Origin of the sequence: Vibrio sp. 2096 (genome assembly GCF_033339595.1) — a bacterium.
In the GTDB taxonomy this organism is placed as follows: domain Bacteria; phylum Pseudomonadota; class Gammaproteobacteria; order Enterobacterales; family Vibrionaceae; genus Vibrio; species Vibrio alginolyticus.
The window spans coordinates 267,013-289,554 of sequence record NZ_JAWOUX010000004.1 but is presented as its reverse complement, the minus strand read 5'-3'; the positions used below and the strand labels follow the sequence as shown (position 1 = coordinate 289,554).

The 22,542-nt window shown below is 45.7% G+C and carries 22 protein-coding genes and 1 riboswitch; of the genes, 11 read left to right on the top strand and 11 right to left on the bottom strand.

Annotated elements, in window-relative coordinates:
* Positions 1 to 45 precede the first annotated feature (45 nt).
* Positions 46 to 483: a universal stress protein gene (locus R7Q41_RS10170; RefSeq protein WP_005379654.1), complete on the top strand. Its 438-nt coding sequence runs from the start codon at positions 46 to 48 to the stop codon at positions 481 to 483.
* Between the two features lie 63 nt (positions 484 to 546).
* On the opposite strand, the gene R7Q41_RS10165 is transcribed toward R7Q41_RS10170, so the two are convergent.
* Entirely contained in the window at positions 547 to 1,623 is a 1,077-nt protein-coding gene (locus tag R7Q41_RS10165; RefSeq protein ID WP_025768366.1) for an alkene reductase, read from the bottom strand.
* Between the two features lie 92 nt (positions 1,624 to 1,715).
* On the opposite strand from R7Q41_RS10165, the gene R7Q41_RS10160 reads away from it, so the two are divergent.
* Positions 1,716 to 2,663 (top strand): LysR family transcriptional regulator, encoded by a 948-nt coding sequence (locus R7Q41_RS10160; protein WP_005379650.1) that lies wholly within the window; start codon positions 1,716 to 1,718, stop codon positions 2,661 to 2,663.
* 18 nt (positions 2,664 to 2,681) lie between these two features.
* Here R7Q41_RS10160 and thiQ read toward each other — a convergent pair whose 3' ends face one another.
* From thiQ to mpl, 5 genes are all read right to left on the bottom strand, one after another.
* Complete coding sequence (thiQ, locus tag R7Q41_RS10155) at positions 2,682 to 3,386, bottom strand: thiamine ABC transporter ATP-binding protein (protein ID WP_318144485.1); 705 nt, start codon at positions 3,384 to 3,386, stop codon at positions 2,682 to 2,684.
* A complete protein-coding gene (thiP, locus tag R7Q41_RS10150; protein ID WP_017820277.1) occupies positions 3,386 to 4,972 on the bottom strand; it encodes a thiamine/thiamine pyrophosphate ABC transporter permease ThiP in 1,587 nt (528 codons plus the stop codon). The genes thiQ and thiP overlap by 1 nt, the downstream gene beginning before the upstream one ends.
* A gap of 41 nt (positions 4,973 to 5,013) precedes the next feature.
* A complete protein-coding gene (thiB, locus tag R7Q41_RS10145) occupies positions 5,014 to 6,006 on the bottom strand; it encodes a thiamine ABC transporter substrate binding subunit (RefSeq protein ID WP_213869771.1) in 993 nt (330 codons plus the stop codon).
* A gap of 72 nt (positions 6,007 to 6,078) precedes the next feature.
* Positions 6,079 to 6,215, bottom strand: a riboswitch (TPP riboswitch).
* A gap of 37 nt (positions 6,216 to 6,252) precedes the next feature.
* Positions 6,253 to 6,891, bottom strand: a complete 639-nt coding sequence (locus R7Q41_RS10140; RefSeq protein ID WP_206946787.1) for a flavin prenyltransferase UbiX — start codon at positions 6,889 to 6,891, stop codon at positions 6,253 to 6,255.
* A gap of 5 nt (positions 6,892 to 6,896) precedes the next feature.
* Positions 6,897 to 8,255, bottom strand: coding sequence for a UDP-N-acetylmuramate:L-alanyl-gamma-D-glutamyl-meso-diaminopimelate ligase (gene mpl / locus R7Q41_RS10135; protein WP_017820280.1), 1,359 nt, complete (start codon positions 8,253 to 8,255; stop codon positions 6,897 to 6,899).
* A gap of 312 nt (positions 8,256 to 8,567) precedes the next feature.
* Between mpl and fbp the strand changes: the two genes are divergently transcribed.
* Positions 8,568 to 9,584 carry a class 1 fructose-bisphosphatase gene (gene fbp, locus R7Q41_RS10130; RefSeq protein ID WP_005383114.1) on the top strand — a complete coding sequence of 339 codons (1,017 nt, stop codon included), beginning with the start codon at positions 8,568 to 8,570 and terminating at the stop codon, positions 9,582 to 9,584.
* A 127-nt stretch (positions 9,585 to 9,711) separates the two neighbouring features.
* Complete coding sequence (ppa, locus tag R7Q41_RS10125; protein WP_005379635.1) at positions 9,712 to 10,242, top strand: inorganic diphosphatase; 531 nt, start codon at positions 9,712 to 9,714, stop codon at positions 10,240 to 10,242.
* A 73-nt stretch (positions 10,243 to 10,315) separates the two neighbouring features.
* On the opposite strand, the gene R7Q41_RS10120 is transcribed toward ppa, so the two are convergent.
* The 4 genes from R7Q41_RS10120 to R7Q41_RS10105 are packed head-to-tail and all read right to left on the bottom strand — an operon-like array spanning position 10,316 to position 16,593.
* Positions 10,316 to 10,678, bottom strand: a complete 363-nt coding sequence (locus tag R7Q41_RS10120; RefSeq protein WP_318144484.1) for a DUF2799 domain-containing protein — start codon at positions 10,676 to 10,678, stop codon at positions 10,316 to 10,318.
* Positions 10,679 to 10,727: 49 nt separating this feature from the next.
* Positions 10,728 to 11,075, bottom strand: coding sequence for a gamma-glutamylcyclotransferase (locus R7Q41_RS10115; RefSeq protein ID WP_064368958.1), 348 nt, complete (start codon positions 11,073 to 11,075; stop codon positions 10,728 to 10,730).
* Between the two features lie 44 nt (positions 11,076 to 11,119).
* Entirely contained in the window at positions 11,120 to 14,884 is a 3,765-nt protein-coding gene (locus R7Q41_RS10110) for a translocation/assembly module TamB domain-containing protein (RefSeq protein WP_318144483.1), read from the bottom strand.
* Positions 14,881 to 16,593, bottom strand: a complete 1,713-nt coding sequence (locus R7Q41_RS10105; protein WP_149191998.1) for an autotransporter assembly complex protein TamA — start codon at positions 16,591 to 16,593, stop codon at positions 14,881 to 14,883. Before R7Q41_RS10105 ends, R7Q41_RS10110 begins: the two co-directional genes overlap by 4 nt.
* A 167-nt stretch (positions 16,594 to 16,760) precedes the next feature.
* Here R7Q41_RS10105 and msrA point away from each other — a divergent pair, with 167 nt between their 5' ends.
* Complete coding sequence (msrA, locus tag R7Q41_RS10100) at positions 16,761 to 17,399, top strand: peptide-methionine (S)-S-oxide reductase MsrA (protein WP_017633451.1); 639 nt, start codon at positions 16,761 to 16,763, stop codon at positions 17,397 to 17,399.
* A gap of 70 nt (positions 17,400 to 17,469) precedes the next feature.
* On the opposite strand, the gene R7Q41_RS10095 is transcribed toward msrA, so the two are convergent.
* On the bottom strand, positions 17,470 to 17,670 hold the full coding sequence (locus R7Q41_RS10095; protein WP_005379612.1) for a DUF1107 domain-containing protein: 201 nt from the start codon (positions 17,668 to 17,670) through the stop codon (positions 17,470 to 17,472).
* 215 nt (positions 17,671 to 17,885) lie between these two features.
* On the opposite strand from R7Q41_RS10095, the gene R7Q41_RS10090 reads away from it, so the two are divergent.
* The 6 genes from R7Q41_RS10090 (at position 17,886) to R7Q41_RS10065 (ending at position 22,287) form a co-directional block, all read left to right on the top strand.
* The gene (locus tag R7Q41_RS10090; protein ID WP_005379610.1) at positions 17,886 to 18,437 is read left to right on the top strand and encodes a YtfJ family protein; all 552 of its coding nucleotides are present in this window, start codon (positions 17,886 to 17,888) and stop codon (positions 18,435 to 18,437) included.
* Between the two features lie 227 nt (positions 18,438 to 18,664).
* Positions 18,665 to 18,964, top strand: a complete 300-nt coding sequence (locus R7Q41_RS10085; protein WP_005379608.1) for a DUF2607 family protein — start codon at positions 18,665 to 18,667, stop codon at positions 18,962 to 18,964.
* A gap of 133 nt (positions 18,965 to 19,097) precedes the next feature.
* On the top strand, positions 19,098 to 19,751 hold the full coding sequence (gene zrgA, locus R7Q41_RS10080) for a zinc uptake protein ZrgA (RefSeq protein ID WP_318144482.1): 654 nt from the start codon (positions 19,098 to 19,100) through the stop codon (positions 19,749 to 19,751).
* A gap of 52 nt (positions 19,752 to 19,803) precedes the next feature.
* Positions 19,804 to 20,532: an ABC transporter ATP-binding protein gene (locus R7Q41_RS10075; protein ID WP_017820286.1), complete on the top strand. Its 729-nt coding sequence runs from the start codon at positions 19,804 to 19,806 to the stop codon at positions 20,530 to 20,532.
* Positions 20,529 to 21,788 (top strand): ABC transporter permease, encoded by a 1,260-nt coding sequence (locus R7Q41_RS10070; RefSeq protein ID WP_005379602.1) that lies wholly within the window; start codon positions 20,529 to 20,531, stop codon positions 21,786 to 21,788. Before R7Q41_RS10075 ends, R7Q41_RS10070 begins: the two co-directional genes overlap by 4 nt.
* A gap of 4 nt (positions 21,789 to 21,792) precedes the next feature.
* Entirely contained in the window at positions 21,793 to 22,287 is a 495-nt protein-coding gene (locus tag R7Q41_RS10065) for a DUF3299 domain-containing protein (protein WP_005379600.1), read from the top strand.
* Positions 22,288 to 22,542 lie beyond the last annotated feature (255 nt).

Below are 22,542 nucleotides of genomic sequence, written 5' to 3'. Positions count from 1 at the left end.
CCGATTTGGCCCCGAGGATAAAGGGGCCTTAATGAGAGACATTGAATGTACAAACAAATTCTTGTTCCGGTTGATCTAAATGACCAAGGCTTTTCAGACCGAGCGGTTGAACTAGCGGTTTGGCAGGCAAAGCAAGCAAATGCTCAAATCCATCTTCTGACTGTACTACCTGGTATTCACATGTCGATGGTTGCCACATACTTTCCGAAAGATGCTGCGGCCAAAATGAAGCAAGACGTGAAGCAGCAACTAAAAACTTTCGCTAATGAGCATATTGCTGAAGATGTGGTTTACCAAGTGCATGTTGCTGAAGGCAAGGCCTACGCGACCATTCTTGATTATGCAGAACGTTTAGGCGCTGATCTCATCATTATGCCAAGCCACAAGCGCTCTAAAATCAATAAAGTAATGCTTGGCTCTGTCGCGAGTAAGGTTGTGGAATATTCTCCAATCAATGTGATGGTCGTAAAACCGCAAGGCTAAGTAAATACAGAAACGAAAAAGGACGCTAACATTAGCGTCCTTTTTATATGAAACAAGTAAGGGTTATGCCATCACTGGGTAATCGGTATAACCTTCTGCTCCGCCCAAATAAAAGTGTTCTGGTTTCGCCTCATTAAGAGGTGCATTTTTCTTAAATCGCTCAACTAAATCTGGGTTTGCGATAAAGGGAACGCCAAATGCGACCACATCAACTTTGTTTTCTGCAATTGCTGTTGCCGCTTCTTGTGCACTGTAGCCCACGTTCGCCATTAAGTGACCTTGATAGTTTTCGCGTGCTGGCTTGAGAACATCTGCTTTTTGTACGCCTTTCAGATCCGCACGCATCACGTGCCAATAAGCAAGATCGAAAGAATTAAGTTGCTCTGCTAAGTAACGCACCAAACCAACTGGATCACTGTCTTTCATGTCATTAAATCCATTTAGCGGAGATGTACGCAGACCGACTCTTCCGGGTCCCCACACCTCAACGACTTCTTTCACTATCTCAAGTAAAAATCGAGCACGATTTTCAACCGAGCCACCGTATTCATCGGTACGTAAATTTGAGCCGTCACGAAGGAAGTTATCAATAAGATAACCATTGGCGCCATGTATCTCGACCCCATCAAAGCCGGCTTTCTTGGCGTTTTCTGCACCTTGTTTAAACGCCGCAACAATGGAAGCTATCTCATCCACTTCGAGTGCTCGTGGTACCGTATATGCTTGCTTACCCGAAGGGGTATGGACTAATTCATCACGAATGGCCAATGCGCTCGCCGCTACAGGTGTTTTTCCTTCATTCAGATCAGGATGACAAGCTCGTCCCGCATGCCAAATTTGCAGTACAATCTTACCGCCTCTCTCATGAACCGCATCCGTTACCTTTTTCCAAGCTGCGATTTGCTCTTCGTTGTAAATGCCCGGCTCTGCCATGAAAGCAGACGTACCTTCCATCACCATGGTGCATTCAGCAATGATAAGTCCGGCACTCGCACGTTGAGCGTAGTATTCAACCATAAGGTCATTAGGAATATGGTCCGCACCAGCACGAGCTCGCGTTAAAGGCGCCATAATGGCACGGTTATCTAATGCTAATTGACCGAGTTCGATAGGAGAAAATAAGTCTACAGAGTTGGACATGTTGTTTACCTCAAATGACAATAACTTGATGGCTAAGGATGAGGTGCCAGACTATAATCAGATTAATATTGAAACAATATGGATAATTGAAAGTGATTGTTCGCAATTTAGAAACAATTGACTTTAGAACGCTTTCTATCTTTGTCACAAGCTGTCGACTACTGAGCTTAACCAAGTGCGCGCTGGAGTTAAACCTACCAAAATCTACTGTTAGCAAAGCCATAACCAAACTCGAACAACACTTTGAAGCCAAACTCCTAGAGCGCACAACCCGAAAGTTAGTGATCACCGAAGCTGGCCAAATGGTTTTAGAGCGTGCTGCAAGCTTAGTTGAGGAATTCCACTCAATTGGCCATGACGTACAGGAGATGGAACAACAGATCCAAGGCCGGCTGCGTATTTCCGCGCCACCAGCGTTGGATGCGTATATGGCGGAACACATCTTTTTGCCATTTTTAAAACAATGGCCAAAAGTACAAATTGCGTTAGAAGCATCGAACGATTTTGTTGATCTGTTTTCACACGGCTTTGATATGGCAATTAGAGTCGGTCAGATAGTTGATGATCGATTAATCGCGAAAAAATTAGGCTATACCACTCGAGTCCTGGCTGCTAGCCCTGAGTATTTAGCTGAGTTCGGCGTACCTGAAACGCCAGAAGACCTGACAAAACATAACTGTTTGAGGTATCAATATGTTTCAGAAATAGGACCTTGGACGCTGATCTCACACGATAATACCGTCAATGTTTCAATAACCAGTAACTTCTCAAGTACAACTGTAGAAGCAATATTGAAAGGCGCACTTAAAGGACTAGGCATCGCGAACTTACCTGTGCAGAACATGACGCAAGAGCTAGAAAGTGGCACCTTAGTCAGAGTGTTACCGCAATGGCACACGGTACCAATGCCTATTTATTTAGTGTATCGTCCTGGAGCAAACCGCCCACGGCGTGTACAAGCAATGATTGACCATATCATGAGCTTAAGATCTCAATTTGAATTTGGCCCTCGGCATGGTTTGTGTTGCGGAGAAGCATAACCTAGCAACTATCAGGCACTAGCATGCGGCTCGGATAAATGCCGCAAGCTTCTCACTAGCATGCTGTTCACTCAATGCAGACATATCACCCGCGGCTTCCACTTTACCATCTGCCACAAACACAAAGTGGCTGGCAATCGCTTTGGCATCGCTTAAATGGTGCGTGACCATCAATACAGTTATTCCCCGCTCTGCTGCGAGTTTTTTTACCAAGCTCAGCATCTCTTCACGCAACAGCGGATCAAGCGCCGAGAACGGCTCATCCAATAGCCACATGGGATGAGGCTGAACAAAACAACGCGCTAAGGCAACACGTTGACGCTGGCCACCAGAAAGATGCTCTGGCAAACGGTCGAGGTACTCTGCAACACCAACTTGCTGCGCGGCTTGTTCAATCTGACGATTTTGGTCCACCGTAAGCTTTAGCCCTGGGTGTAAGCCCAAACCGATGTTGTCACGCACCGATAAGTGAGCAAACAAATTGTGCTCTTGGAACAACATAGAGAACGGACGCAGATAAGGCTCTTTACGCACAATGGACTCACCATCAACACAAATATCACCACGGTCAGGATGGATGAATCCTGCCACCAACGCCAGCAAGGTTGACTTCCCTGCCCCACTTGGTCCCATCAGCGACACAATCTGTCCTTGCTCAATCGTTAAGTCAAAACGAAACAGTTCACGTTGGTAGGTGTACTGCACATCATCCAACACTAACATTACGCTCTCTCCTTCGTTTTCAATACTTTCTCAATCAAGGCAAAACAGCCCACACTCAACAACAATAGGGTCACCGATACCACCGCAGCTGCGTCCATCTGATAACTGCCAAGCAACTGGAACAAATACAGAGGTAAGGTACGAAACTCTTGTCCACCAAACAGTGCTATGGCACTTAAATCCCCTATTGCAAACATAAAGCTGATCGCAAACGCATGTGCAAACGGCTTGCGTAGCGCCTGCCACTCCACCACTTTAAACCGTTGCCAGCCACGCATGCCTAAGCTGGCACATACATACTGATACTGTTGTTCAATGTGCAGCATTGGCTGCGCTAGCGTTTTGATCACGTAAGGCAAAGCCATCAAACCGTTCACCAAAATCACGACAAAAAATGCCAAGCTAAAAACATCGGTAAATGCGCGCAGTAGTAAGAATAAACCGGTGCTAATCACCAGACCTGGAGTCACCAAAATAACGGTGCCGATTAACTCAATCTGATCGGCTCGCGTGTTTTTGTACTGCAACCGCCAACGGCGACTGGTCAATAGTATGGACACCCCTGCAGCGACCGCAAGCGCGCTAGCGACACAGGCGACTTTGAGGGAGTTCAATAGCGCAGACCAAAAACGCTCATCGGTTAATACTGTCCAAACTTGTTGGTTGATGCCACTCAGTAACACCATCAATAACGGCGGTATTACCAGTAAAAAGGCACCTATGATCCAAAAGCTATCCCAAGCTTTTGACCACCCATGATCCTTCGTTAAATATTGCTGTACCGATGTGCTTCCAGCACTGATAGAAACAGGCCTTGTTAACTTCTGCACTCCAATAGCAAGCAGTCCACATAACAGCATCTGCCACAGCGCCAATAACGCCCCAGCTTGTAAATCAAAATCAAACTTAATCGCTTGGTAAATGGCCAATTCAATGGTGGTGGATTTTGGCCCGCCCCCCAACGCCATTACAGTGGCAAAACTGGTAAAGCACAACATAAACACCAACCCACAAACGTGGGGAAGCTGCTGCCTTAAACGCGGCCATTCTACCCAACGAAACTTATCCCAATGGCTCATCCCAAGATGCGCGCAAAGCTTATGCTGCTCGGCAGGAATAGACTCCAAGGCTTGCAGAAGCAATCGTGCCGCGTAAGGTAAATTAAAGAACACATGGGCGAGTAAAATGCCGTTCAAACCGTAAATAGAGAATGGCAGTTTAGTGTCGAAACTTTGCAACCACTGCGCCAACAAACCACTGTTGCCATAAATCGCTAACAGCCCAAAAACACCAACCAAAACCGGCAAAACCAGTGTCGATGCAAACAGCTTAAGCAGTAATGATTTACCAATAAATTGGCGACGCGAAAGTGCGTGCGCTACTGGAATGGCAAAGCCAACACTGAGCAATGTGGAAAGAAACGCTTGGTAGAAACTGAACTTGGTGACATGTTGATAGTACGGGTCGCCCCATACCACAGACACATCAAGTGAAGGGGCTTGAACAATCAAAGCACCTAGGGCAGAAATAACAAAGGTCGCGATGATCATCGCGACCCCTAAACCTATTTTTGGAACAGAATTCAAAGGTAAAACCTATCTCATTCAGATGAGGATGGAAACGTCAGCTAAAACGTCAATGCGCTTTGCCATTCGCGAATCCAAGACTTACGCATTTTTGCCACTTCATCAGCACTAAAGCTCAACGACTTGCTTGGAACACTCAAAGTTTCAAAACCTTTAGGTAACTCAACGTCAGTGACTGGGTACATCCAGTTACCCGTTGGCATCGCCGATTGGAACTCATCACTTAAAATGAAACTCATAAATTGATCAGCAAGTTCTGAATTTTTTGCCCCTTTCACTTTGGCGGCTACTTCAACTTGCATGTAGTGGCCTTCAGCAAAATTCGCCGTAGCAAACTTCGAATCGTTTTCCGCAATTAAGTGGTACGCAGGTGAAGTGGTGTAAGAAAGCACTAAATCGGACTCACCATTGAGGAACATAGAATACGCCTCAGACCAACCTTTCGTGACCGTTACGGTTTTGCTCGCTAGCTTCTGCCACGCTTGCGTCACATCGTCGCCATAAATAGATTTCATCCATAGCATTAAGCCTTGGCCCGGCGTTGAAGTCCGCGGATCTTGGTAAATCACTTTCAGATCGTCGCGCGTTTCCACCAGCTCTTTCATGCTTTTCGGCGGATTAGCCAGTTTCTCTTTGTTGTACACAAACGCGAAGTAGCCGTAATCGTACGGTACAAACGTCGTGTCACTCCAACCGTTTGGTAACACTGTGTTAGCCGTATCCACATTGTGCTCGGCAAGCAGACCGGTTTTCTTCGCTTCTGCCATCAGATTGTTATCCAAACCTAACACGATGTCGGCTTTGCTATTACCGCCTTCAAGACGAAGACGATTCAGGATCGACACACCATCGTCTAATGCCACGAAGTTAACGTCACAGCCACATTTTGCTTCAAAAGCTTGCTCGATTTTAGGACCCGGCCCCCAATCTGCGGCAAAAGAGTCGTAGGTATAGATGGTTAATGTGTTTTCAGCGGCAAACGCTGAAGTAGAAGTGATTGCAGCTAGGGCAATCAGATTTAGAGTGGTTTTCACTGCTCGCTCTCCATGAGTATTTCAGAGAAATAAGTTGAGCGGCACAGGGTTTGAGGCGGCTATTAAGGATTTCCAATATCCAGACTCAATTCCTACGCCAGCATTATCTGGTTCAGGTAATACGGGTCCCTAGTTAAACACTTAGGTCTCAGCGCCCCAATGCATTGATTGACTCAATGCTAAATGGGTTTGCTCCCCGATGAGTTGGATGGATTGTAAAGGTATTTGAGTGGTTACACAATCAGCTCACGAGCGCTGGTCATAACCCCAACGAGGCACCAAACCTTGCTCAATACCTAAGTGGTCAAGAATTCTTGCCACCATAAAATCCACTAAGTCTTCAATGCTCTTTGGCTGATGGTAGAAGCCCGGAGCTGCTGGCATGATGGTGACGCCCATTTGCGACAGTTTGTGCATGTTCTCCAGATGTAGCGTTGAAAATGGTGTTTCGCGAACCACGAGCAACAGCTGCCCGCGCTCTTTCATTACTACATCAGCGGCCCGTTCGATCAAGTTGTCCGACATACCGTGTGCTATGGCCGCAACGCTTCCTGCTGAGCATGGGCAAACCACCATTTGCTTAGGTGCAGCAGAACCAGACGCAACCGGTGAGAACCAGTCATCTTTACCGCAAACGGTGATGTTATCGGGATTGCAGTTCAGGTGCTCTACCAACGCTTGCTTTGCGGCTTCTGGCCCACTTGGCAGCTTAAGGTTGTGTTCGGTTGCCATCACGACACGAGCCGCCGAAGAAATCAGAACGTAGACATGATAATCCGCCGCAACCAAGCATTCTAAAAGACGAAGGCCGTAGGGAGCACCAGAAGCCCCCGTTAATGCCAACGTGATGGCTTTTTTGTGAGAGGGTTGTGTTTTGTTTTGCATATCAATCAGGCTTTTTGTTTTAACTGCTCAAGAAGTTTTCCGTGAATACCACCAAAGCCACCGTTGCTCATGACTAGAATTTGGTCACCTGGTCGCGCACGTTCGACGATCTTGGCTACAAAGTTATCTATATCCGCATCGACAAACGCTGGCTGTTTGCATTGGTCGGCAATGTCTTGCACAGACCACTCGATATTATCTGGCTGGAACAAGAAGACTTCATCTGCACTGTGTAGTGACTCTGCAAGTGTGTTTTTGTGTACACCACGCTTCATGGTGGCAGACCGCGGCTCTAACACAGCAAGGATGCGTTTTTCACCTACCTTGTTACGCAAACCACCGACAGTAAGTTCAATTGCCGTTGGGTGATGCGCAAAATCATCGTAAACCGTCACACCTTGTTCTTCACCTTTCAGCTCTAAACGGCGCTTGGTATTGATGAAACGCCCTAATGCCTGGCAAGCAAGATCCGGAGTGACTCCAACATGTCGTGCAGCAGCGATTGCCATCAGCGCATTATCCACATTGTGGTCACCCACCAAATTCCATTCGACGGTACCAACCTTCTCGCCTTGCAACGCAACGTCAAATTTTGAGCCATCAAGCACTAATTTGTGCGCTTGCCAGTCACCATTCTCACCAGAGAACTGTTTTTCAGTCCAGCAGCCACGCTCTAATACATCCGCTAACGCTTGATCTTTCCTCGGCGCTAAGATCAATCCATTGCCCGGTACAGTTCGCACTAAATGATGGAATTGGCGCTTGATCGCTTCTAGATCATCGAAGATATCAGCATGATCGAACTCAAGGTTATTCATGATTAAAGTGCGAGGATGGTAATGCACAAACTTAGAACGCTTATCGAAAAAAGCACTGTCATATTCGTCGGCTTCAACGACAAAAAACATGCTTTCACCCAAACGAGCAGACACTCCGAAGTTACCGAGTACCCCACCGACTAAGAAACCTGGTTGATAACCACAATCTTCAAGTATCCAGGCAAGCATGCTCGACGTGGTCGTTTTCCCATGTGTACCCGATACCGCCAATACCCAACGATCATGCAGCAAAAACTCGTTGAGCCACTGCGGGCCAGAGGTGTAACGCATGTTAGTGTTGAGCACATGCTCGACACAAGGGTTGCCACGGCTCATCGCATTACCAATCACCACAAGATCTGGTTGAGGGTCGAGTTGAGACGGGTCAAAGCCTTCAATAATTTCAATACCTTGAGACTCAAGCAGTGTGCTCATTGGCGGATAAACGTTGGCATCAGAACCAGTGACTTTATGTCCTAATTGGCGCGCTAGAATCGCTGCGCCGCCCATAAATGTGCCACAGATACCCAAGATATGAATGTGCATAAACTAAACCTTGTAATGCGTTTTTTAATGCTTTCATTATCGCGATTACCGCCTGAAAAGCGAGTGACTTTAGCCTTCTTCTTGCAGTCCCTTTCACAAATATGACAAGGTTGAACACAGACTGTACAACCTCTTGCTTACTGATGAATCCCTCAAACAAGTCTACAAATAAATTGAGATCTCAAACAGTTACTTCATTACCATTAAAAAGATCTGCGACTTAAACTTACATCCAGCGCAATCGTTTAACATCCATAAAGAGATGCTCACTTGCGCACTACCCCCAATGAAATGAAAATGTAAGGATTAACCATGTCAGGACTGCGCACCCTAGGCGAGTTCATTGTCGAAAAACAAGCGGATTTCCCCCACGCTAGCGGTGATCTATCATCCCTTTTAGCCTCCATTCGTTTAGCTGCAAAAATCGTTAACCGCGAAATCAATGCAGCGGGTCTCGGTGATATCACTGGTGCTGTAGGCACGGAAAATGTCCAAGGTGAAGATCAGCAAAAGCTCGATGTTTACGCGAACGATAAGTTCAAAGCCGCGCTTGAAGCTCGTGATCAAGTGTGTGGCGTTGCCAGTGAAGAAGAAGACGAAGCAGTTGCGTTCAATAAAGAACTCAACCAAAACGCCAAATATGTAGTACTGATGGACCCACTTGATGGTTCTTCTAACATCGATGTGAACGTCTCTGTTGGTACTATCTTCTCGATTTACCGTCGTGTTTCTCCAATCGGTACTCCACCAACTGAAGAAGACTTCCTACAACCTGGTCACAAACAAGTGGCTGCGGGCTACGTAATTTACGGCTCCTCCACCATGTTGGTATACACAACTGGTAACGGCGTAAACGGCTTTACTTACGACCCATCTATCGGCAGCTTCTGTCTTTCTCATGAAAACATGATGATTCCTGATGATGGTAAGATCTACTCCATCAACGAAGGTAATTACATTCGTTTCCCTCAAGGGGTGAAGAAGTACATCAAGTACTGCCAAGAAAACGTGCCAGAAGACGGTCGCCCATACACTTCTCGCTACATTGGCTCGCTGGTTGCTGATTTCCACCGCAACCTACTGAAAGGTGGTATCTACCTTTACCCAAGCACACAAAGCCACCCACAAGGCAAGCTACGCCTGCTTTACGAATGTAACCCTATGGCATTCCTCATTGAGCAAGCTGGCGGCATTGCATCGGACGGCGTGAATCGCATTATGGACATCAAGCCTACTGAGTTGCACCAGCGTGTACCTTTCTTTGTGGGTTCGAAGAACATGGTTCGCAAAGTTGAAGAGTTCCTTGAACTGCACCGCGACGAAGAATAATTTCAGACCTTTGTCCAACGCGGCAGGTGTTTACCTGCCGCGTTTTTGTCGCTAAAGTGAAACGCGAATTTATCATCAGATGAAGCCGCTTTTGTGTGACTCATCGTTAATGAAAAGGAATATTCTAATGAGCTTAAACCATGTACCAGCAGGCAAGTCGCTGCCTGAAGATATCTATGTCGTTATCGAAATTCCTGCAAATGCAGATCCAATCAAGTACGAAGTAGATAAAGACTCTGGTGCTGTATTTGTCGACCGTTTCATGTCTGCACCAATGTTCTACCCATGCAACTATGGCTATGTGAACAATACCCTGTCTCTTGATGGCGACCCAGTCGACGTATTGGTACCAACACCATACCCACTCATGCCAGGTTCAGTCATTCGCTGCCGTCCTGTTGGCGTTTTGAAGATGACAGATGAATCGGGTGAAGATGCAAAAGTGTTTGCGGTTCCCCACTCAAAAATCTCGAAAGAGTACGAGCACATCCAAGATGTGGACGATATCCCAGAACTACTGAAAGCGCAGATCACGCAATTCTTTGAGCGTTACAAAGAGCTTGAAGCAGGCAAATGGGTGAAAGTGGATGGTTGGGCAGATGTTGCTGCCGCTAAAGCTGAGATCCTAGAATCTTACGAGCGCGCTCAGAAAAAATAAACATCACTGCTGATACAAAATTAAAAAGAGCTGCTCTAGGGCAGCTCTTTTGCTTTCATCTTACCTGTGTCAACTAGATAGGTGCGCCTGCTGAAGACATTCGTCCAGCGTCGTAGTCATGTTGAAAGAAGGGGTCAACATCATCACAAATGCCAAAATACGGACGCCCGATAACACCGAGCATATAAGCACTTTGCTCACAATACTCTTGTTTGCCTTGCTGGTAACCCGCTTGATAAGCCATTATCAGTTCTGGCGTCGCATGGTTAACATCATCCAGCTTCGCAATTCGCTCCTCAGATAACTCCCGTAATCCATCTAAAGCTGACTGCTTACCAAACACTTGCCAATCGGTCACATTATTCGAAATCGGTAGTGTTGTTTGTGCGCATGCAGCAAGAAGCAACGCCATTACTCCAATTACGAATGTTTTCATCGTGACTCCTTAGTGTTTAGCTCGTTGCTATTGATAATGTCAGTATAGCTCACACCTTTTGACACCAATCGCCGGAAGCGATTTCTTCGGTTAACTGCTCAGTATCTTGATATAAGTAGATCCAAGCTTGGCCAAAAGGCGTAACGATGCTCTCTCGGCGATATTCCACTGGCACATCTTCCAACTTATCTAGCTCGGATAAGGTTTCATCATCAATCAGATACACTTCACCTTGAATCGAGCGTTGCCCAACAGACAACGCTGGATAAGGGCCTAAGTCATACATTGCAAATTGAGCATCCGTTTCATGTAAACCAAGAAACTGCGCCGAGCGCAAATACTGATGGTTGTACTCTCCCTTACGTAACGTGCCGTAGACAAAAATCAAATGCTGCATAACCACTCCTTAGTCATGACTGTGTATGCTTAGGTTAAAGCACTTTAATCGAACTCAAACTGATAGAGTAGGTCAACGGCGCTATCTACACCAGATACCGCTTCTAAATACAAGTCTTGCATCAATCGGTAACGCACAGTGAACTCACCTAGGGAGTTAAATATGCCGACACCATATTTCACCTGCAAACCTGGCAGAATATAACCACTCACCGTCACTTGCGAATCATCGCCCGACCCAGCAGTGTCCAGCTGTAAATCCTGTACGCCAAAGGCTTCACCGATTTCACCAACCACACGACCACTCTTCGCCAAGCTTAAACCAATTAAGGTAGTCGTCATTGCATTACCACCGGCTTCACCATCAATATCTTGACCACGAAGTAGATAAGAAAGTGCATTGGCTTGGTTCATCGCGGGCTCTGAGAAAATTTCTATACTCGGATCAGATGCTGGGCCCGACACTTGTACCCCCGCAATGACATCATCTTGGGTATTGTCTGGATTACGAATCGCTTTGATAGACAAGTAAGGTTGATCTGGTGGACCATTCATCAGAATCTTACCTTCTTTAATCAATAAGTCCTGACCAAACGAACGATAAGAACCATCGACAACATTCACTTCACCAACGATGAAAGGACCTTTGTCTTTTTGTGTCACGTTTAGGTTCCCTTTCAACCCACCTTTTAAACCAAAAGCGGCAAGTTGGAAGTCATCACCAATTTTAATGTTGATGTTCGTTTCCACATCAAACGGCATCGCAGCCACATCCTCCACTGGCTGCGAGTTTTTATCAAGAATAACGGTATCACTCGATACGCCTACCGCACTTGGTGGAAGCTCTTCGACGACAATTCTGCCCCATGGCAAATTAATATCACCCTCAATTTTCGCAAGCTGAGGAGTCACATCTATTGTCATGTCAGGCTCCACTTTGATTTTTACCATTGGAGGCACATCAACATTGAGCTCTTTAGCAAATACACGCGCTTTAGTGCGCCAGTTCTGTAAGTCCTGCCAGTCGGCATCACCGGTAACGTTCAACTCACCATCCGGGGTTAAAATTCCGGCATCCAAGTCCGCTTGATGGCCTTTAAAGTTGATGACGACCTGCCCTGAGTTTATATCTATCGGTGTGACTTCACCCTGTAGCTTCATTTGGTCAATCAAGAACTGACCGTTCACCTTCGGATGCATAACGTCACCTGATATCGCTAGGTCAGTATTCATGTTTGCTTTAAACAAGCTGTACTCACCAATCAACGGTGCCAAGAAGTCCAAGTGGAACGTAGAGAGTGAAACCTTACCATCAATAGTGGGCTTTTCAGTCGAGACATTCAGTAAAGAAACCTTACCAGACAAGTCACCGTTATCTTTCACATCAAATAGCCACTCGGCATCAAGCTTGTCTTTCGCTAATGCTGCTTTAAAGTTGAAGCTTTCCCAACCGACTTTAATTGGCTGTTCAAGCGCTTGTTCAACTTGGCCTTTTGGCATATTGACACTTAAGGTTACTTCAGGCTTTTTCTCTGGTGCCCATTTAGCAAAAGCCTGTGCATTAACCGAGCCTTGCAGCTTGGTTTCTGGCGGCAGGAATTGTTTGATTTGGTCAAAATCAAAATCATTGATGGCTAACTTCGCCTGGCCACTCTTACCGACACTAATGTCTTCGGTTAGACATACGCTCGACTCCGCTTGCAACCAACAATGCGCTTGAACGTTCGCGATCTGTTTGTCGATATTGACCTTCACCGCGGTCGATTTTTGCAACGCCCACGGGCCTTGTTGCGAGCTCAGCGTCAAGCGGCGCAGCGCCCCATCCCAAATCATTTCTGGTTTCTGCTGGAATGTCCCTTCAATTTCTAAACTGGTCGACACTAGGTCAGACACTACATCGAGCGTAAGTTGATGCAGTTTTTCATCCCCAGAGACTTCAAGGTCAGCACTATCAACTTTTATGTCGTCATAGGTAATGTTGTTCGCAATAAGGCTTATGTTCGCTTTTGGTGCTGGCAGAGGCTTCACATCACCCTTTAAAGTGATCGTTTCTACGTTCGCCTGTTGCTGCCAGTTTATCTGATTTAAAGCGAGATCAAGATTGATGTCTGGTTCTTTCAAGCTACCACGTAGTGCGACTTTACCTTGCATTTTACCTGCAAGATCCGGAACACTTTTCGCAAAATCAGGGAAGTTAACCTCAACATCCATCAGAATTTGCTTATCGATCTTACCCTTTGCACTGAGTTGGTTCGGGCCATGAGAAAGCGCTAGACCCTGAGTGGTAAGTTGGATGTCTTCGCCTTTGCCGTTCTTATCAGACGCTTCAAGTTGCCCTTCAACATTCAGCGGATACCCTCGCAAAATGCCGTCGATGTCTAACTTAGGCAAACTGACTTGCCAACCGCCTTGTTCTGTTAACGATCCCGAAGTCGAAAGGTTACCGCTGATATCCCCTTCAGCTTCTTTCCATTGTAAACCTGGTTGAATATTTTTCAGGTTCAAGTCAGCTTGCCAGTTGATTGGCGCGGCCCAATTGGCCATGACTTTCCCAGAGAGTTCGCCTCCCAGGGTTTTCACTACAAGGCTTTCGAGGTCAATTTGCTCTAACGTACCTTTGCCGTTTAGTGCGACATCAACGGCGGGAATATCTTTGCCCGAAGCTTTGGTTTCTAATGCGACTTCGTAGCCATCAAGTGAGCCTTTTGCCGCCAAGCTTGGTACAGAAACCTGGTAATCGCTTTGTCCAAATAGCGGCCATTGCGCCTGTACATTTTTAATCGCGACATCAAACGGTAACTGCGTTTTAAGCAGTTGAATATCACCTTTGATCTCCGCTTGTACAAGCTCAGAAAGCGTAGCATTTAGTGACAAATCACCAACCGAACCCGAGACCGAAAGCGACAGTTTTTGTCCCTTCGCATCCGCTTGCTTCACTAACGCGTCCAATTGCGCTTTGATAGGGTAATCAGAAGAAAGCGTCACTTGTGTGCTCAACTTGCCTTCCACTTCTGGCATGTCGAGCTCTAACGTTTTGACATCAACACGTTCACCGCCTGCTCTTGCAACCAAACCAAGATGATTGACGATCACTGGCGTTTCACCCGCCAGTTTGAAGTTGTGAATATCAAGACGACGCGCTTCCACCGTCAGTGGAATCCATACTTCGGGTAACACAATATCTTGCGGCGTAGCATCGGCTTCTTTCGGCTCTTCAACAACCGCTTCTGGGGCCGCTTCACTTGGTGCTAAAGCCACATTAATGTCTTTCAACGCGGTAGGTGCGATCACCAAACGATCGCCTTGCATCGACAAAGCGGTCGAGAATGTTTGCCAATCAATTTGATTGCCCAGCACATTGACATTGATATCATTAAAGCTGACTTTATTAACAAAAATTGGCACTGGCGTACTGATAGAACGCAGTGGTGGTGTTTCCTCTTGCTCCTCGCTTGCTGGCGGTAGCTCTGGCATCTTAAAGTCAAGCCCCTGCAGTCTTAACTCATCGACACAGACCTTAGGGTCAAAGAAACAGCGGAAGTTCACTGCCAATGCTAAACGCTCGACGTTGGCGTCGATATTCAAAGACTCATCGACAAAACTGACGTTATGCAGTTCGAAGCGAGGAAACAATGAACCCTGCACTTTTTCAATCTGCAATTGTGGTAGTGCTTTTTCAGCTCCCCACAAGGCAAATTTGAGGCCTGGGTGGGTAAATAAAACTGTCGCGACAATAATGATGAGCAACAGCAATAGACCAATCAAACTGAGCGACAGCCATTTGGTCCACTTAAACATCATTTTGATCATAGCTCAGGCCCCAATGAAAAGTGGATACGAAACTCTCGTTCTGGTTTTGCATCCAACCCCCATGCAAAATCAAAACTAACAGGGCCCACCGGAGACGCCCAGCGGATACCAACACCAGCACCTGATTTCCAATCTGGTGTTTCATTAAACGCATCACCAATATCGTAAAACGTTGCAGCCCACCAGTTTCCATAAACACGATATTGGTATTCTAATGTACTGCTAACAATGTATTTACCACCCGTCAAAGCACCACTCTCATCCACAGGTGAAATAGATTCATAGCCGTAACCACGAATATTATTGTCACCACCAGCGAAGAAACGCAGCGACGGTGATAGTTTTTCAAGTTCATCGGTAATATTCGCACCACCTTCTAAGCGGAACAAACCACGATGATTCTCTCCAATACCACGAATCCAAGAAGTCGAGCCAATTAAGCGGAGCACTCTAGTTTCAGAAAGCATAGCGGTATCACCATACTCAATAGTGATGCTTTGCTTGTCTCCCCACATTGGCATATTGCCCCCTCGAACCCTAGTCCGAGAAAATGTCGCACCTGGAAGTACGAAGTTGAATTCATCATCTTGTAAACCTTGCGTAAAGCTCTCGTACAAATGACGAACATAAACGGTATTATGCCAACCACCGTCTGCTAACCAATGACGTTCCACTGCAAGGTTAGACTCGATACTCTGCGTGTCACGGTTGTCTAGATTTTTAAGCCCATATTGAACTTGATAATAATCGTTAGCGACATCTTCTAAAGGAATTTTGTAAGAAGCAGTCACGGTTTGCTCTGGCTTAGATAGGGATAAAGCAGTGTTGAAACTGTGTCCTCGGGAGCTCACCCAAGGTTTCTTCCACTTCAACGTTCCTCGAACGCCGACATCCGTTGAGTAACCAATACCCGTCTCGATCTGATTCTTAGAAGCAGGAGATAAAGACACTTTAATTGGCAAGTCTCGGCCATCATCAAGCCTATCCAATTCAGGCTCAACAAAAACTGAGGAAAACCACTCCGTATTTGATAGCTTCTGGTTAAACTCGCCCAGCTTCGAAACGTTGTATGGGTCCCCTTCTTTAAAAGGTTGTAGTGATGCGACACGGTCTTCCCAGATGTGGTTGCCAATAAAAGAAACGTCGCCAAAATTGAAACGTATTCCACTGCTGTAGTGCAAACGGACATTAGCTTCGTTCAGATCAGGGATAACCTCTAATCGGCTTAGCGTAAACTCACCATTGAAGTAACCACGCTGAAGCGCCAAGTTACGAATGCCTGACTTAAGGCTGTCGTATTGGCCTTGATTCAAAACTTGGCCAACTTTGAGCGGAGAGCGCTCAATAAGTTTTGCAAATTCTTCATCGTCCTTGGCCTCTCCAGTGATGACCACATCCATGACTTTCACTTTCACTGGCAAGCCCGGCTTGATGAGCACAATTAACTCATCATTCGCTTCAGGAATAGAGTATGAAATTTTTGCATGATAATACCCAAGCGCGTTAAGCGCTTCAGTGATACTTTGATCTAATCTCGCTTGAAAACGCAGAGAAGTGGAGTAATCCTTCTCTGGAATAGATGATAGATACACACTGACATTCTCTTCTAAAGCGCCATCAATGCCTTTCAAAGTCAAAGAAACATCGGCATAGGCACCATGAGAAAAGGCAAACAGGCCAACAATGGTGGGGAGAGCTTTTTTTATCATGCTTTTATGGCTGAATGAGGTTAAGTAAAAGTAAATAATGATAACGCCAATTAGATTCTAAGTCTGTAATATTAATAGGTTTAACGCGGTCTATGTCATCACAGCATCAGATACAGACGAAATGAAAAAGTTCGCAAATTTAAGACACGTATTGAAGGACAAATACCATGCTCAACAAACAAACATTGATCAGTATAGAAGATGCCTTGCCAGGTAGAGATCAACCAATGCAGATTGACGATCATCATTTTGTAAATAAATCTAACCTAAAGGCGCCTCTGACGTCACACCAACAGCAGATCTTGCTCGGAATGGGCTGTTTTTGGGGCGCTGAGCGCGTATTTTGGCAACTCGACGGCGTTGTATCTACTTCGGTCGGTTACGCTGGGGGTTACACACCCAATCCCACCTATGAAGAAGTCTGTACGGGTAAAACGGGTCATACAGAAGTCGTACGAGTCGTTTTCGATGAACGCGTCATCTCATTAGAAAAGCTACTGGCTGTTTTTTGGGAAAAACACGACCCAACTCAGGGAATGCGTCAAGGTAACGACTTAGGTACTCAATATCGTTCTGCAATTTACACTTATTCGACGGAGCAGCTCGAGAGCGCAGAGAAATCGAAACTCTTGTATCAGCAAGCACTGCAAGAAGAGCAACGCGCGAACATCACCACCGAAATACAACCAGCAGGTCCGTATTACTTTGCGGAAACCTACCACCAGCAATATTTGGCGAAAAACCCTGATGGTTACTGTGGTATCGGAGGAACGGGAGTTTGCTTCCCACCAAGCCTCCAAGGATAAACCTAGCCAGCAACAAAAAGAGCGACCGATATGGTCGCTCTTTTCTAAATCTAAGTGGGTACCAAGCTAACTAAGCCGATAATGATGCTATCACTTGGTTGACTTCTTTAAAGATGGTGAGCCTTTTATGATCGTTGACGTCAGGTAGTAACACTTTGCCATTGTCGAACTGAAAACAGCCAACCCCAACAATAAAAAATTGACCTTTGAACAACGTTTTAACAAAACGGGCCACTTGTAATGGTCGATATACAGCAAACTCACGTAGCATAACTCACCTCAATTCCTTTGAGAAAACACGGATTGCTTATTTTTCCTCTGCAATCTTAATGCGCAATTTGCGACGGAACTCATTTTAGCAAATTCTAAATATAACGCAAGATTACACCACTCCATACGTTAAATAAATGTTATCAACGGTCCTACAAATTTCTAGGATCTGGATATATACTGGAAGCTTCCAAACCTCGTACGGAATATAACAATATGAAAACTAAGACTCTCCTACCTCTACTACTGGCCTTAACGCCAAGCTTGACCTTTGCACACAACTTGTCAGTGGGAAAAAGCGTTCCTCCTGTCAATGTTGCCGCTTACGGCGAGATTGTTTTACAAGGCGAAGGCGTTGCATACCAACCCTGGGCAACTCAACATATGCAAGGCAAAGTTCGTGTCATTCAAGCCATTGCAGGCCGTAGCAGTTCAAAAGAGATGAATGCCCCTTTAATGTCAGCAATAACAGCGGCAAATTTTCCACAAGAAAGCTACCAGACGACGACTATCATCAACCAAGATGATGCAATTTGGGGGACAGGCTCTTTCGTGAAGTCTTCAGCTCAAGACAGTAAAAAAGAGTTTCCTTGGTCATCCATGGTTCTTGATGAAAATGGCGTAGTTGCTAATACTTGGGACCTGAAAGAAGAAAGTTCGGCCATTATTGTTCAAGACAAAACGGGCAAAATTCTGTTCGTCAAAGAGGGCGCACTTGAGCAAGATGAGATAACAAAAGTCATTGAGCTTATTAAACAGAACATCTAGCTTCATTGAATGGCTCCTTGCTCTTGTTGTAAGGAGCTATATGAATTTGATTAGAAGCATGGGCAGTGATAACTCTGCTCTTTATAAGTGCGACACTTCCATCAGAGAGTATTACCAATATTTTTCGGCACGTATGTGTGGAGTTAAATTTTTCTGCTAGCCAACAAAAGAGTGAACTTTTATTCATTATGGGTGTTATATTATAACAGTCGGTAAGAGGAGCTCAGATGTACCACCACCAGCAAAAAACACTAAGATATTGGTATCGCACTGCTTTATTTTTCAGTGTTGCGTTGCTGATCGCTTGGAACTTTGCGGTTGTACTTCATCAAGTCGATCTGACGCCCGACCATCATACCCATCATCATTGCCAATTATTTTCTGGTGTTCAGCACGGTATAGCAAAGGTACAACCTACCCTCTCTACACCGACTTTTACGCGCGCCCAGCATCATCATGTTTTTTTGCATCTCGTGTACGGCGAAGAAGTTCTTGGCGCTGCTCGTGCCCCTCCTTATTTTGCTTAATTTCCAAACTATTCCACACTCAAAATTATTGAGTTCATTTCCGCACCTAGTGTGTCAGGAACAATAACTTAGTGAAACTCGAATCTGAGCAATACCGCCTTTGGTTAATGCCAGTAAAATTAGGAAAAATACAATGTCATCAAAACACGTTTTAGCCCTTGCTATTGGCCTCACTTTATCGACAGCAGCGAATGCAAACGAATACCGCCAGCATGGTGCTCATGTGCATGGTCACGTCGAGTTTAATATCGCCCAAGATGGCAAAGATCTGTTAGTAGAGATCACAGCTCCTGGAGCTGATGTTGTGGGTTTCGAACATGCTCCAGAAAACGCGCAACAAGAGCAAGCGCTTAAACAAGCCGTCGCTACACTCGAAGACAGCAACGCATTGTTCGCTATTAACTCACAAGCTGATTGTAATGTTGAAGAAGCTTACGTGAGCCACAACCTAAGCGAAACTCATGAGGAACATGATCATAGTGAGCACGACCATGATGACCATGCACATCACGATCATGAAGGGCACGAACACCATGATCATAATGAACATCATGATAAACATGACCACCATGACGCTCATGATGAGGCGCACGATCATGGCGGTCACGGTGAATTTTCGGTGCAATATCGCTTCAGTTGCGAACAAGTTAATCAGCTTAGCCAAATCCAAACCGATTGGTTTAACCAGTTCCCAACTACAGAGTCCATCAGCGTCAATATATTCACTGATACCATGCAATCAGCAATTAAATTAAGCAAAGATAACACCCAAATCGTAATCAAATAACACGAGTGGCGTGTAAGTACCTACTTACACGCCAAAGCTTTGGTGATTTAATATGACTGAAACCACACCAAATGTTGTCGAGCTAGAGGATGCCCAATTTTTCTGGCCCGGTTCAATCAACGCAACCATCCACATCCCTAAATTACACATTACACAAGGCGAGCATGTGTTTATCAAAGGTCCAAGTGGCTGCGGTAAATCGACCTTGCTCGCTTTGTTGACGGGGATTAACACATTAACTTCAGGCTCTCTATCTGTACTCGATACTGACCTTGCTAGTTTAAGTGCCAGTCAGAGAGACCGCTTTCGCGCCAATCATATTGGCTATATCTTTCAACAGTTCAATTTATTGCCGTACCTTAATGTACTTGAAAACGTATTATTGCCATGTCAGTTCAGTAAAATACGACGTGACCGTGCCCATTTAGGTGCCTCATCTCAAACGTTAAATGAACAGGCTCAGGCCCTACTAGAACGACTGCACCTGCCAAACGAGCTTCATACACGCCCTGTCTCTGAATTGAGTATTGGTCAACAACAACGTGTGGCTGCGGCTCGAGCTCTGATAGGACATCCAGAGTTAGTGATCGCTGACGAACCAACCTCAGCTTTAGACTATGACAATCGCAAAGCATTTATTGAGCTCCTTATGGAGCAAGCGAATCAAGCCAATGCCACACTGGTATTCGTTAGCCACGACCCAACACTCGAACCCTTATTCGATCGCACGCTCAATCTACCCGACATTAATCAAGTATCTAGCCTAGGAGCCATATCATGAGTGCTGTTGTAAAGCTCGCCTGGAAAAGCTTGATGAACCGCAAAGCGACGGCAATTCTAACCATCATGACCGTTGCGATTTCAGTGGTACTCCTCTTGGGCGTCGAGCGTATCCGAACTCAAGCCAAGGATAGCTTCGCTAATACAATTTCAGGCACTGACCTCATTATTGGTGGACGCTCTGGGCAAGTGAACCTATTGCTCTATTCTGTGTTTCGTATTGGTAATGCGACCAACAACATCGATTGGAAAAGCTACCAAGAGTTTGCCAATCATCGTTCAGTCGATTGGGCTATTCCAATCTCGCTTGGCGACTCGCATAAAGGCTTCCGAGTTATGGGAACCAATCACAGTTACTTTGAGCATTACAAGTTTGGAAGTAAGCAACCACTAACATTTAGCAAGGGTAGAGAATTCAATGGTTTATTTGAAACCGTGCTAGGTTCTGATGTCGCTAAACAACTTGGTTATGATATCGGTAGCGAAATCATCATTGCCCACGGCATTAGCGACGTTGGCTTTAGCCGTCATGACAATCTGCCATTTAAAGTTGTCGGTATCCTTGCACCTACAGGAACACCAGTCGACAAAACTGTCCATGTATCATTGGAAGCCATCGAAGCCATTCACGTCGGATGGGAAAGTGGTGCGCGTTTGGGCCCGACACCCAAGGCACAAGATCTCAAAAACAGAGACTTTCAGCCCAAACAAATTACCGCTATGCTCGTTGGTTTGAAATCTCGTATTCAAACTTTCGCCCTGCAAAGACAAATTAACACCTACCCCAAAGAGCCGCTCAGCGCCATTATGCCCGGCGTTGCGTTGCATGAGTTATGGGGAATGATGTCGGTTGCAGAGCAAGCCCTAATGGCAGTATCTGGTTTTGTCGTGATCGCAGGGTTGTTAGGTATGTTAAGCAGTCTATTAACTAGCCTACAGGAACGCCGCCGTGAAATGGCGATTTTGCGTGCCATGGGAGCAAGGCCTCGTCATGTTTTCTCACTCTTAATTAGTGAAGCCAGCTTGCTTACTGCTGCTGGTATTATTACTGGCGTTACTGGGCTGTATGCCATTCTTGCTATCGCGCAGCCGATCATCCAACAGCACTATGGAATACATCTCACCTTAAGCATCTTATCTACTTATGAGTGGATGCTATTAGGTTTCGTACAATGCGCTGGTATTGTGATTGGTTTCATTCCCGCACTCCGCGCCTACCGACAGTCACTGAGTGACGGAATGACAATAAGGATTTAATAAAATGTGGAAAAAAATACTCGCAAGTTGCTTGCTGGTCGTCGCATTCACAGCGCCTGTTATGGCCAGCGAAGAACCATTGAAGCTTGACTGGATTGACCTTGTTCCAGAAAAAGAGCGTAAATTGTTCGACAGTATAGGCATGCCCGCATCTGATCACAGTGGTGGTGCAGCCCAGCAGTCCAAGATTGGTAACGTTCGACCAGAACTGAACGGAAGCCAAGTTAAAATTCCGGGGTTTGTTATCCCACTTGAAGGTGATGCCGATACCGTCACCGAATTTTTATTGGTGCCATATTTTGGAGCTTGTATTCACGTGCCACCACCGCCTCCAAACCAGATCATTTACGTGAAGTTTCCGAAAGGCGCGCCTGTTCAAGAGTTGTGGGATGTCATATATGTGGTTGGAACGTTGAAAACCGAGACGATAAACCACGAACTGGCAGAAACGGCTTACGTTATTGAGGGATCAGAAATAGAAGCCTACGACGATATGTAATTTAAGTCGTCGATAAGCCTCGCTACACCTAAGGCGTCACACTGGCGCCTTTTTTAGCTTTGTGCTACACGATATAACGAGATAAATACGCTAATACGCCCACATAAATAACCAAAAGAAACGCTATCGACAGGTGCTTTTTGAGTTTACCTGCTTCTGAGAACTTCATAGCCCCTCCAAAATAACGATAACAATTTTAACAACTCATTATCATTTTGAATAGCCCTATTCGTTCAAAAACTGAGAACTCCTGTC